General features: G+C 28.7%; 16 protein-coding genes. 6 read left to right on the forward strand and 10 right to left on the reverse strand.

Going from position 1 to position 12,587, the window contains the following annotated elements; translation table 11 throughout:
* Positions 1 to 22 precede the first annotated feature (22 nt).
* The 8 genes from V7P73_RS06100 to V7P73_RS06135 all read right to left on the reverse strand — a co-directional run bounded on the left by V7P73_RS06100 (position 23) and on the right by V7P73_RS06135 (position 7,830).
* Entirely contained in the window at positions 23 to 985 is a 963-nt protein-coding gene (locus V7P73_RS06100; RefSeq protein ID WP_333852038.1) for a DUF5991 domain-containing protein, read from the reverse strand.
* Between the two features lie 262 nt (positions 986 to 1,247).
* Positions 1,248 to 2,297 (reverse strand): SH3 domain-containing protein, encoded by a 1,050-nt coding sequence (locus V7P73_RS06105; RefSeq protein ID WP_333852039.1) that lies wholly within the window; start codon positions 2,295 to 2,297, stop codon positions 1,248 to 1,250.
* 9 nt (positions 2,298 to 2,306) lie between these two features.
* Positions 2,307 to 3,218 (reverse strand): hypothetical protein, encoded by a 912-nt coding sequence (locus V7P73_RS06110; protein WP_333852040.1) that lies wholly within the window; start codon positions 3,216 to 3,218, stop codon positions 2,307 to 2,309.
* Positions 3,219 to 3,322: 104 nt separating this feature from the next.
* Entirely contained in the window at positions 3,323 to 3,913 is a 591-nt protein-coding gene (locus V7P73_RS06115) for a hypothetical protein (protein ID WP_333852041.1), read from the reverse strand.
* A 31-nt stretch (positions 3,914 to 3,944) separates the two neighbouring features.
* Entirely contained in the window at positions 3,945 to 5,279 is a 1,335-nt protein-coding gene (locus V7P73_RS06120) for a tetratricopeptide repeat protein (protein ID WP_333852042.1), read from the reverse strand.
* Between the two features lie 90 nt (positions 5,280 to 5,369).
* Positions 5,370 to 6,119 (reverse strand): hypothetical protein, encoded by a 750-nt coding sequence (locus V7P73_RS06125; protein ID WP_333852043.1) that lies wholly within the window; start codon positions 6,117 to 6,119, stop codon positions 5,370 to 5,372.
* Positions 6,120 to 6,122: 3 nt separating this feature from the next.
* A complete protein-coding gene (locus V7P73_RS06130; RefSeq protein ID WP_333852020.1) occupies positions 6,123 to 6,803 on the reverse strand; it encodes a DUF4280 domain-containing protein in 681 nt (226 codons plus the stop codon).
* Complete coding sequence (locus tag V7P73_RS06135; RefSeq protein WP_333852021.1) at positions 6,796 to 7,830, reverse strand: hypothetical protein; 1,035 nt, start codon at positions 7,828 to 7,830, stop codon at positions 6,796 to 6,798. The genes V7P73_RS06130 and V7P73_RS06135 overlap by 8 nt, the downstream gene beginning before the upstream one ends.
* Before the next feature lie 408 nt (positions 7,831 to 8,238).
* On the opposite strand from V7P73_RS06135, the gene V7P73_RS06140 reads away from it, so the two are divergent.
* The 6 genes from V7P73_RS06140 (at position 8,239) to V7P73_RS06165 (ending at position 11,876) form a co-directional block, all read left to right on the forward strand.
* Positions 8,239 to 8,835: a hypothetical protein gene (locus tag V7P73_RS06140; protein WP_333852044.1), complete on the forward strand. Its 597-nt coding sequence runs from the start codon at positions 8,239 to 8,241 to the stop codon at positions 8,833 to 8,835.
* 115 nt (positions 8,836 to 8,950) lie between these two features.
* Positions 8,951 to 9,898 (forward strand): hypothetical protein, encoded by a 948-nt coding sequence (locus tag V7P73_RS06145; protein WP_333852045.1) that lies wholly within the window; start codon positions 8,951 to 8,953, stop codon positions 9,896 to 9,898.
* Positions 9,873 to 10,052 (forward strand): hypothetical protein, encoded by a 180-nt coding sequence (locus V7P73_RS06150; RefSeq protein ID WP_333852046.1) that lies wholly within the window; start codon positions 9,873 to 9,875, stop codon positions 10,050 to 10,052. Before V7P73_RS06145 ends, V7P73_RS06150 begins: the two co-directional genes overlap by 26 nt.
* A 2-nt stretch (positions 10,053 to 10,054) precedes the next feature.
* Positions 10,055 to 10,453 (forward strand): hypothetical protein, encoded by a 399-nt coding sequence (locus tag V7P73_RS06155; protein ID WP_333852047.1) that lies wholly within the window; start codon positions 10,055 to 10,057, stop codon positions 10,451 to 10,453.
* Positions 10,454 to 10,499: 46 nt separating this feature from the next.
* A complete protein-coding gene (locus V7P73_RS06160; RefSeq protein WP_333852048.1) occupies positions 10,500 to 11,207 on the forward strand; it encodes a hypothetical protein in 708 nt (235 codons plus the stop codon).
* A gap of 48 nt (positions 11,208 to 11,255) precedes the next feature.
* The gene (locus V7P73_RS06165) at positions 11,256 to 11,876 is read left to right on the forward strand and encodes a hypothetical protein (RefSeq protein WP_333852049.1); all 621 of its coding nucleotides are present in this window, start codon (positions 11,256 to 11,258) and stop codon (positions 11,874 to 11,876) included.
* Positions 11,877 to 11,896: 20 nt separating this feature from the next.
* Here V7P73_RS06165 and V7P73_RS06170 read toward each other — a convergent pair whose 3' ends face one another.
* Positions 11,897 to 12,301 (reverse strand): hypothetical protein, encoded by a 405-nt coding sequence (locus tag V7P73_RS06170; protein ID WP_333852050.1) that lies wholly within the window; start codon positions 12,299 to 12,301, stop codon positions 11,897 to 11,899.
* Positions 12,288 to 12,497, reverse strand: a complete 210-nt coding sequence (locus V7P73_RS06175; protein WP_333852051.1) for a hypothetical protein — start codon at positions 12,495 to 12,497, stop codon at positions 12,288 to 12,290. The genes V7P73_RS06170 and V7P73_RS06175 overlap by 14 nt, the downstream gene beginning before the upstream one ends.
* Between the last annotated feature and the right edge of the window lie 90 nt (positions 12,498 to 12,587).

Genomic DNA, 12,587 nt, shown 5'->3' on the forward strand with positions numbered 1-12,587 from the left:
ATTTATTTCCTAAGTTATAAAATTACCTTTTCTCAAGTATCAGTTCGGAATTGTAATTCCAATTTTTATCTGCGACAATAGGACTTTTGATATAATATTGATTGTTCTTATAAACAATTTCGGCAAGTACATCCATTTTAGAATGGTCTGTGAAACCGTCACCATCTATAGATTTGATATATTTTAAGATCAATCGGTTGTCTTTTTCTTCAATCCTGCATAGATCTGTAAAGTAAGTTTTATAGCCCATTCCCGAAAAAGTACATTCTGAATTTTTAATTTCGATATCATAATCTATTGACATTTCCGTTAGGTCATCTAATTTTCCATAATCAATAGTCAAACTATATGAATCGTTCCAGTGATCCGATTTTATCGATTGGGCTTTAGTTTCTAAGGTAAAATAAGATGGAAAATTGCTTATAAAAAAGTCACTGTCATAGTATGGAGGCAATCTATCTGAGTTTAACTCTTTGACTAATTTCCATTGCTTATTGTTTGCTTGATAATTGTAGATTTGAGCGTTTGTATTTTTTTTAGCATAGGTGTTTTCTTCTGTGCAGGCTCCATTAGAAGTTAAAAATTCTTTATTAATAGAATAAACAAAAATCTCATAATCATCATGGTTTTTATTGACGATCTTGCTTATTTTTTGACTTTCTTTTTTTAAATCAATATTATCCGAATCAAAATTTTTTAGATAATCTTCTTTCCAAAATTTCCTCAAATTTTGAGTTTTCGGTATATAGTGGATGGTAAAATAACCTTCATCTTTACAGTCTAAAAAAGATTTTACAGGATGATCAGAGATATTTGACTCATCGATTATTAAGGAGAAATCTAGATTATCGAATTTTTTATCAGAAAAATTAACATTTAACTGTTTCGATTCTTTCTTGGTCTCAGTTTTAATCTTTTGAGCATCTCCGTTGCAAGAAACTAACAGGAGAAATATGAAAATGAAAGCTAGTTTAATTATTTGCATTTTAATAAAATCGTTTAAATAGTTATTAGTAGTTCTCGGGATTAATTCCATTGTTTTATCAATTTACCATATCTTGTAATTTTCATTATTCTTTGATAAGTTCTTGCCAACCTTGATTTCCATTTTTCTTGTTTTAGATAAAAATCCTTTATATCGTTTTCATCACATATTCCTATTGCTTTTTAGTAAATTGCCTCCAAGCTTTTTACACCCAAAATTGATCAGTAGAATAAAAATATCTACGAATCTATGTCTTAAGAATCTAGTTGTTTCTGATTCTTGTTTTATGGACATAACCTTCCTTTCCTTCGTTCGTTTTAATTAGAACCCAGTCCTCGGCATTATCCAAAATCTCTATTTTTTCCCCTGATTTAATTGTCTGTAAAATTTCGGAGGATGTATTTTTATCTTTTCTTAAGTTAGTAAAGCCATCAGGATCTTGTATTGTATAATCATTATCACCTTTGATATTGTAGATTTTAAAAAAAGGTTTGTATTTTACACTATATAATGTAAATTCTGCCTTATCAAGATGTTTTGCTAAGATATTATCAATGTAATTATAAATATTGTAATATATCTTTTCGTCATTCTTCCAACTCGTTTCAAAAGAAGGAGAAAAAGAAATCTCAATTAATTTTGAATCCTGTTCAATATTTGTTTTTAAATCTTTGATGGTGAATTTGTTAACTACATCTTGGCTGATAAGTAATGCATTGTTGGGAAATTGGGCGTCTGTAATATTGTTATCAAAATATTTTTTACTCGTCAGAAAAGCTGCGGGTAAATTTTGATTGATGTAGTCGACAATTTGGTTCTGATTATAATGGTATTCTCCCTTAATAAAAAAGTATGGTTTGTATAGAAATAGCTGAAACAAAAACAATTCATAATCTTCCAGATAATAACCCAGATTATTATCATTGAAAATAGAAGACAATATCTGATAAGATTTTATATCATCTGATTGTTGAATCCTAACCAGAATTAGTTTAATGAAAAATACTTGTTCGGCTTGGTTTTGATCCAGATTTCGGCTTGCAAGAAACTGGAAAAATTCTTTGGAGAAACGAGTGTCATCAAAAGAACTGACCTTGATGTTCTCTATATAATCACCATCATATTTATATTGATTAAACTCCAAATTATCAATAAATGAAGCAGAAATATTGATTCCATCTTTTAACTTTTCTTCGGTATTCATAGCTTTTGAGGCATTATTTTGAGGATTAATGGTTTTCTCTTTATCATTTTTACAACTTAACAATAAGGGTAAAAAGAATATTAAAATCAGATTAATAAACTTTTTCATATTATTTTTTCATTTATCTTTTATAAGTTCTTGCCAATATTCTGAGTTTTTTATTTGTATGTAAAACTTATTTGCACTTTTTTTAATTTTAAATTGACAATTCGGATTGTTTTCAGTAATTAATTGTATTTCGTTTTCATTAACATTTGTTATAGAATATTTTCCAGAGCAAACGGATGTATTACCAGCGATTGACGCCATATTTGATTTAATCAGTATTTCGTAACAAGTTTCTGATTTAATTGTATCCGATCTTTTATCAGGAGTACAAATACTAAATAATCCATTAAATTCCGTATCATTTTTTTTTGATAATGAATATTGATTTTTATGTGTGAAATTTCCAGTAAATTGATACGAATCTATTTTTAAAATATAATTATTACTTTTTTCGGACAGTGTACTTTTAGAATTAGAGTATAATTGATGAATGTTATCAAAAGTTTCAAAATGAAAGTAGCTATCAGAAAACTGCATTTTTAATTTGTCATATTTTAAAATCTGGAATGTTAGATATTCTTCTGTAACAACTGGAAGTAGAAAAATGATGTTCCCACTTTTGTTTACAAGTGTTTTAATATCTTTAATAGCATCCTCTTGCAAAATATCATAGGTGAAGTTTAAATCCGTTTTAATTTTTTTATTGTCAATTTTCAAATCTGCAGTTTCTTTGCCTAAATCTAGAATCAAAAAAATATTTTTTATTTCTTGACTTTTTAATTCATAAACAATCTCTTTTGTATCTTCTTTTAATTTAATTTTCTCTACTGTGATTTCTGCGTAATCTTGTCGTGTTACTGTTTCTTTCTTAATTTCCGAAATCGAAATTTCTTTTTTACAAGCATTTAACTGAATATTTGAAATCAATAATAAAAATAATAACCAAAGAGTTTTCACAAAATATTTTATTTTATTACTCATAATAAGATTTCTTTACATCCTTTGTTGTATTAGTAGTTGGTCTTTCTGGATTTGTTTTTTCAAATAAATTCCGAAAAGACTACAAATTCCGATTAGTAAGTATTTTAATTCAATTTAGATTTTAAAATTTTTCCAGTGGCATCTATTTTATATTTCTCTGCAATTTTCTTGTTTAAATTTTGATAATCAATCATGTAGATATTTATAATCATATCCTTTTCTATTACAAAAGATTTGTAAGTTTTTTCTTCAGGCATGCTATGTCCAATTGATTGGCGGGAAATAATTTGATTATTATTAATGGTAAGAACTTCTTGAAATGTAGAGTCACCTTCAAAATCTAATACATAGATCTCAATATTATTTTTATATATATTGCTTATCTGGAAAATATTAGTAGGATTATCTTCTGTTCTATTACCTAGGATATCCATAACTTTTTTTAAACTAATATCATTTATTTTGGGATATTTTCTCTCACATTCGGGCAGACTCTGCTGTAAACAAATGGCTGTGTATTTTTCAAAATCAAAGGGTAATGAATTTAAATTGTGGATTTTTAACGTGTCATTAGATTTTGCAACTCTCACGTTTATCTGTGTAGCATTATTAGTTTCTTTCTTGGTAGATTTGGAAGGTTCTTTACAAGAAATCAACGTTATAAAAAAGAGGGAAATAAAAGTCAAATTATACATAATGTTAATAGTTATTAAGATGGAATTTTAATTATTGTTTGATTCTATCCTCGATGTTTAAAGGGATTTTTGATAAATCTTTACCTTGAGATTTCATAAGAGATTTATATTTTTGATATGCACTTTTAGCTCTTGATTTTTCATTGAGTTCCCACAATGTATCACCATAATTTAACCATGCAACAACGCGATGTGGATACTTTTCCAAGATGGTTTCAAGTAAGTATTTTGATGCACTATATTGTTTGTTTTGTTCTAAATAGTAAGCTAAATTATTATACTCATTTACTGAGACATTACTCAAAGCTATTTTTGTTAACATATATTCTAGTTCCTGCTCACTAATATTAGAAGTACATTGATAATTTTGATTAACCTTCTTTGTAATTTCAATCGCATCCTTTAAACTGATATTTCTGTTTAAAGAATTAAGATATTTTTGATTAAAAAAATCCACCTCAGAAAGGTAGATTATTTTATTTGGGAAATAGGTGAAATTAATATGACATAGATCCACTTGTTCGGCATAAGTTTCTCGTTTAAATTCAACTTTTTCTAAAATTATAGAATTATTAAACTCTTTGAAAAAATATTTGTAATTACTGATGTCGTGAGGATTATTGTCCTCAAATTCTTTTTGGATAACCAATGCTTCATTAGAAAAGAAAATCTCTTTTTTTAAATTTTCTGAAACGTCAATACTTTTTTTCTTAAAATTAACTTCTATATTCTCTTTTTTACCATCCGAATCCAAATCAACAACTATTTTATGAGCTACTTCTTTACTATTTTCAACGATGTTTTGTTTTTGTAATTTTTCAACTTCATTTTTTTCCGATGCAGTTATGTCGTTATTTTTAGATTGATTACTTTTTGAATAATCTGAAAGTAAAATTTCTTTTTGATTTACAACTGCATAAATTCGCAACTCATTTTTTAATTTTTTAATTTGATAATCAACATTATCGAATGAGATATTTCCTAATTTTTCATAGTCCTGACCTGAGTATGTATGAAGACCATAATCAACAAAATTACCAGCATTAGTAATTCCAATTGTTTGGAAAGTAGGAAACTCTTCGGAAAATGTTGGAATTAAAATGATATATTCAGCATTGTTTTTAAAAAGCAAAATTTCATCAGTATTGATTACGTTGTTATCAATTTTATAATTCCAGTTAATATCAAAATATTGTTCGCTGGTGTTCAAAAAACTTCTTTCAGATTCTTTGAAAAAAATTAGATTGAGAGGTCTTTTGGCTGAAGCAAATTGAGCAATCGCAAGGGAACTATTACTTTTAACAGTACTCTTATTACTTATTTTTTCATAGCTATTTTGATTTGTAACTTTTTCTGATTCTGACACAGTACTCTTGTTTTGATCTTTTCCAAAACAACTCAATAATATGATACTGAATAGTAAAATAAAAACTTTATTCATATTTTTAAATCTAAATTATTTAACAAACCCTTTTATATTATCAACATTCACGTTGACCTGACTTGCTTTTTCGCCTTTTCCAAGATGTGTTGCCGTGACGTAATATTCGTGATTAGCACCTTCATCTTTGTCGCCTTTCATCAGATATTTGTTAGCAATTTGGCGCATTATTTTTTCATCAGCACTCAATGATATTTTAGCTTCAGCAATTCCTTTTTCATTAACTATCGCTTTATAAACTCTCGGTATTTTATTATTTTTATTAATCTCAGCATTATGACCTTCGCCAGGTGCATCGTCTTCCCAAAGCTGGAATTCAATTTCTTGCCCGAATAAGCCTGTGCAGAAAGCCTGAGCTATCAATGTATCTCTGTAATTGGCTTTGTTTACATCTTTTTTTCCACGGTTGAAGAGAACAACTTTATCTATTTGTCCAATTTTACTTGCAGTAGGTCTTACTTGCAGTTTTCCATATAATGTTTTTGTGGATTGAGTACTTGGTGGCAAAGCTTGTTTAACTTCAAAAATTCGGATTTCAAATAAATCACCAGCTACAGGTTCGAAAAATGTATAATCGACTTTATTTCCTGTTTTAGGAATTCCGTTTTTTGTGATGTCAATCCAATTCCCGTTTTTCTGTTTTTTGAAAAGATACCATTCGTATTTGCTACCTGGATTAAAAAAGGTTAGTGAACTGAAAATACTAATCTCATAGAAATTAGTTTCACCGACTTTTGGATTTTGATTACCGATAATTGCTGCCATAGATTATTTGTAATAAAGTTGATCCGACTGGTTGATTTCCTCTTTGAACTCTTCAAAATCCATCATTGGATTGTAAGTCTGTTGCTCTGCAGAATTGGCATTATTCACGTTACTTTTTCCAGCTTCAGCTTGTTGACCGTGCTTCATAATGGTGATTTTTCCGCCAACCGAACAAAGCAATTCGGAGAGTTCCGTAACACATTTTTTGTCTAAAATCTTTACTTTGTCGTATGTTTTAGTCCATTTTCCAGATGGAGAAAAAGCACAAGGATTTCCATTTTTTATACTACAAGTTCCAAAAGGCATAGCTGCAGGATTAAACATCAGATCATCTTCCGTAACAGCCAAATAATCTGATTGCCCTTCTTGATCATTCCAATAATGTTTTTTATGGCTTGTGACTTTTAATTGGGGGAATTTTGCACCTTTATCACAACAAGCCATACCTTTTTGAACTACGAAATATTTTCCGTCGTGTTCACTAGAATTGCTTTCGCTTTGTTTTTCATCTTCTTTTTTCTCCTCATTTTCATAGGTAGTTTCAGAACCTTTATTTGCTTGACTTTCCTCATCCATTGTATCTTGACCCTCATCAACTTCTGAAAATTCATCATTGTTTAAAAGGTTAGACTCATCTAAATCGGAATTTAGATTTTTATCGAAAATATCAGAATTTTTATCCATTTTGTGTGAGCTTTAGGGTTTGTTTTCTGAAAATCTCTTGATCCTTCTTAAATGTTAGCGAAGCTTCCGCCTCAAGCATTTTCTTAGTTTTTTTATCAGTGTTATAAAGCAATTCTATTTCCCCGTCTACCAATTCATCCCGTTGATCTTCAAAGGATTGTCCTCGTAATATCTCCTGAAGACTAAATAAATCTTTTATCTTTCCTTTCAATTGAGTTTCTACAATTTCAGTGCCTTCGTGATTGTACTTCGCAGACATTGAGCATTTTAAGAATATTGAGTTTGGTAAAAAATAAAATTGCTCTGTCCAATTACTTGTTTTATGAAACCAATCCATTTTTGGAAATAACAATTGGTATAATAAGGATGATGACAATAATTTGAATACATAATCCTGCTTTTCTAAGTTCTCACAAAATCTATTGAGATAAGCTTTATAAACATCTCCAATGAAAAATTCTTCTAAATCCTTTCGCTTTTCATCAAATTTTTTCTTGAGCGTTTCAAATTCATAAAAACCGGATATTCTTCCTTGTACAGGAACTGTGAAAGAAATAGGAGAGATGCTTTCCATACAAGCCAAAGAAATTGAACTCATTTTATCATCAGGAGTGGAACCGTTTTTTAGAAAATCATAAGTTATGATATCTACAATTTCAAAAGGATGATTATTATCTTTTTTATCTCTAAATCTAATATCAACTTTATATTCTATTTCAAAACTTTTCTGAATTAGTCCTGAAAAAGATTCTTTTATAGAATAAGTATTAGCATAAAAATATCGGGTAATACTTGAAGGCGGCAACTCTTTTTCGAGTTCTGTTTTTAATTGTGATGGACTTTTATACTGTTTAGGAATAATGATTTGTCTTATTCCAACAAGATTATTAAACCATAGTCGATCCATTTTATCACAATGGCTGTTATGAAAATCCTTCAGCTCATCACTAGTCATCCCGATTTTGTCCCCGATTTTCTCTAAGGTATCGCCGGATTGTATGTCATAAAGCAAAATGTTGTCATCCATAACTTTAGATTTTGCAAAACAAATTTCAATTTTAAATTTAGCTAATCATATTCCATTATTTCTGCTTCTTCGATTTATTTCAAAAATTGTAGTAATTCTACGATTATGAATTTTTAGTAAAGCAGATATTTTTCTAATGTTTATAATGGTTTACAACAATCACAGTATCAAAAAATAAATTATATGATTAATAATTATTGAATTGTTATTGTTTGATTAAAATAACATTATGTTTTGAATACTTCTTATTAATATTGAATTAATGTTGTAAATTTTAACATTATGGCACTATTCTTACTGCGAATTAATAAATCTGATTTTTTACTTTTTAACTGAAAATTAAAATCAGTTTTCCATTTATAGTCTTGCAATAATTAATAATTATTAAAATACAAAATATAAATCCTTATGAGTGTATTAGTAACTAACGAGACGATTAAAGAAGTTTTCCATATTGCCGAATCTGTGGCAAGAGAAAATTACAACAGTGAATATGGAGCTTCACATCTATTACAGGCACTTTTGCACAATAATTTTGGTTTAAAAGATTTCCTTTTAAATATCGAAAAAGATCCAGGTTATATCTACGAATGGGCTGAAGTCCGTATAGAAGAGCTTCCGAAAACAGCTCATCTTCCTGATGATATTTCAAAAGATGAAAAAGTTAATATCATTCTTGAGGAAGCGGATGATATTAGATTAAAACTAGGATTAGACGAGGTTTCTCCACTTTGTTTGCTGGCTGCAATCTCAAAACCGAATGTTGCTTACAACGTTCAGGAACTCAAATCTTTTCCACTTCGTGAACACGAAATTCTCAATTTTTTCCGAGGCGAGGACAAAAAAGTTAGCATTCAGGAAAATCATTTGACGGGAAATTCTATCCCAAATAAAAATTCATTTCCAGCTATCAACAGTTATTGTAGTGATAAAACGCAGCAAGCTAATCAAGGTAAATTCTTATATTTTTGGAAGTGTTACCGCCTACGCAAATGCAGGTTTTGAAGTCAAAACAGATAGTGATAATTTTAACAATAATGCTGAAGATGAAGATACACCTGACACACAAAGGTTTTTATTACACGACGGATTTTCTTATGAATTTAAATTACGATAAAAAATGAAAAATATACTTGCTATTTTAATATTATTAATGTTCAATATCAATTGCACCGATAAAATGGAAAAAAACCAAAATAAAAGTTTAGATAGGAAAGTAAGCCAAGTTCCAATTGAAAAACAGATATCTTACGGCTTAGAAATAAATGCCCCAATTCCAGTAACAATCTATTTTGATGATATTAAAATTTCTGAAAAAAATACGCCTTTAAATACGGTAGTAGAATTGAATCCCTTTATCCTTAAAAATGGAAAACATAAGGTGAAGATAGAAGTAAATCCTCTTTTTAGAAGTAGTGAAACTTTTGTAAAGCCAGATAATCTTAAAAATATTAGAATTCAATTCGTCAGCTATATCTGGAACAAAGAAACAGATAATGTTTCAAATTATATTACAAACACAAATTTACAATTGACAACGGTAAAAGAATCTTTACCATATTTTGCACAAGAATGGGAAGTAGAAGTTAAAGATCTACCTTATGATTTGGAAGGATGGAGCAAAGGTCAAGATTTATCTAAAATCAATCATAAAGATTTGGAAATTAATGTGGTTGCTTATTATCAAAAATTAAGGAGCTTAATGAATAATGGAGATTTTGCATCATATCGAAATCTTTGGGCAGTAGCAGATCAAGAATTAATGGTATTTGACTACCAAACAAAAGATAGCTATACGAAGGCTGTGGAAGAAAACAAACTGGATTTCAAAAAATGTAAAAATGCAATGATTCCATTAGAAGATTTTGAAATGAGACTTCATGCTGATGGTAAGATGGTGTCATTGGAAAGGAAAACACATACCAGAGAGTTTAATGCTGAGAGTCCGCTTGATATAAAAGGCTGGAGTCCCTTGATTAGAAAATACAAAGTTTCTGGAGGAGCTAGTTATGGCGTAAAATTATATCTGCCACAAAATAGTAATGAGTTTGTTATCATTAGGAAATAAACAAAGTATGCAGATTAAAAACTCGTTTGCCTCGAACAAGAAATCAGCACTTTGGGGTGGTTTCAAGCGAAAGGATAAAGACATCGGAACAACAACTTATATCATTATTTATCTATACCGTCCTAAAGGAAGTAAAACATTGGAAGTGTATTAATAATGATTAAAAATATATTTGCAGTCATTTTGATACTAATTGGTGGATTCTTAGCTTATGGCATTATTGGTCATCTGTTGCGAATTTTTAACAGTGATAAAATTGCAGCTTCAATTGTTTCAGTAAACAAAATTGAAAATAATTATAAGAAATTTGATACTCCCAGCTATACAAATTATCCAGTTTTAAGATTCCCATACAAGAATAAGATCCTACAAATAACGGATAAAAATCAAAGTGCCACAGAAAACGAAATTAATAATAAAGTTAATATCTATTACAGCGAAAAATATGGCATTACTCGAGGTTTTACTGCATTTCATTGGACTTTTTGTATAATCAGTTTTACTTTTCTATTTTTTGGAGTTGTCATCTTGTCAAACCGAAAATCAAGAATTTAAATAAGGATTAAAATTAAAAAATATATTGCTTAAAACTTATCAAAAGATGACAACAAAAATTTTAGTATTTGGATTCCTTTTAATTCTCATTTCCTGTTCAGAATTTAATGCTCAAAAAAATCCGGATTATATCTGTAAAGATTGCGGCAGTTTTGACTTGTCGAAAATGACTTTTAATGAAAATATCTCTGATTTAGCTTCCAAAACAGAAGTTTGGAAAACCGTAATCGTCAATGCAAATAATGAAGAGAAACAAGTTGAAGAACTACAAAAATCAGACATTGTAAAATTTTACAAATACCATTTTTCTAACCAGCGGGAATTGATATTAGGCAAAAAACCATTCAATTATAACAATCAATTTTTCTTTAATGGATTGGTTATTTTAACTGATGCCAAAAATAAAATCTACGGTTACGAAGCCATAAATTTCTTTGATGGTAAGATGTCTGAGATTAGCAATTTTGTCAGTTATTTGAAAAAAGAAAATAGCTCTTCAGGATATAAGCTGAACAAAATGTATGGAGATTTATCCGTTCATCAGTGGATTTCCAACAAAAAAATTGTACAATTGGTAAACGATAATAAAGTAGGAACAGAAGAAAGAACTGTAAATGGAGAAAAAACTGTCGTAAAGAGTACCTATATAAAACTAAATGTTTATAGTGAATCTTTTATAAAAAATTCAGTTGAAAAATCATTGGAAAAAGATCTGGATTTTGCAGTATATAATCAGAAACACTTTCAAAAATAATTAATAGTGCTTGACCTAATTTTGATTAAAACATATATCTAACTGATAATGATAGGTTTTAAAAAGTATTTGTTTCTACTGTCTATTCTCAATAGTTTTTACCTTTCATATATTAATCTGGAAGGTTTTTTGCTTGAGGAAAATCTTACGGATTTAGAGAAATCTTTTACCGTTGTCATTTTTACAAATCCATTTATTTTATTGATTTTGTTTTATATAAGCTTTGTGAGAAAAAGTAGGAAAATCACAATTAATGGAAGAAATCTTATTTATACCTTTGCTTTATTGATGCTTATGGTAATGATTGTTTTCTTTATTTATAATGCTTTGCGTGGAGATTTTTCTAAACTTTACGTACAGATTGCAAGTATTATTTTTGAAATTTTTAGTATATCTATTGCAATTAGTCAAGAAAAGAAACAGAGGATTTGGGATTTAGTCACATATTTTTCATTGTGTTTTCTAACCGTAATTTTATCTTTTTCTTTGATTGGATTCTATGAAAAATATTTCTATGATGGAGAGATTAGTAATAGATTAACTATTGTTGCTGCATCTGCTTTTTTTCATTTTTTTAATGCCTGTTTTTTGATATGGAAATCTGTTTTTAATATTATTTCAAATCAGAAACACTCAAATACTAAGTCTTTGGTAAAGTCTGAAATTTAAAAGATTATCGTCTTTTTAGATCAATACTTTGCAAGATCAGAAGTTGTCAAATTCTGAATTTTTGGTAATGCTTTAGGTTTAAATTTCTCCCGAACTTTATATTTTTTTTTTGGTCCAAAATCCTGATCAAAAACAACCTTTGTTCCTTTTAATAAGTCAATTTCGGTTTCCGTAGTTATTTCTCTTCCGTCAGAAATGATTCTCGCAATGTTAGTTAATTCAAAATTCCCATTACTAAATCTAAAAATATAGCGGCTTTTCAGCTCGTTGATATTGGTCAGAATTGTCAGTTTTCCATTTTCGATAAAAACATCAGGAATACGGAAGTTTTTCTTCATTCCATATTTCTCAGCATCATATTGAGGTTCAAGAATTTTGTCGGTAGAAACTGCTAATTTCAGTTTTTTGCTATTAGATTGTGACAAAAAAAATCTGCAACCGAAAAGGTCGGATTTCAGCAATGTGACCAGCCGAAACCACTATTTTGTCATCGATTTTATCTTTATTCAAATCGCCTTCTTCCTGTCCAATTATTTCTGTGAAATTATCTTGTTTTTTTTGACAGAATAATTCTGTTTGTGCGAGAAGTAAAAATAGAATATAGAGAAATGATTTTTTCATCTTTTTGTTTTTTAAACTAAAGAATAAATCAAAAAGTTAAATCACAAATAGTTAAAGTTTTATTAAAATTATCAATACTTAAAATTTGTG

It is taken from the genome of Epilithonimonas sp. (assembly GCF_036780765.1).
Lineage (GTDB): Bacteria > Bacteroidota > Bacteroidia > Flavobacteriales > Weeksellaceae > Epilithonimonas.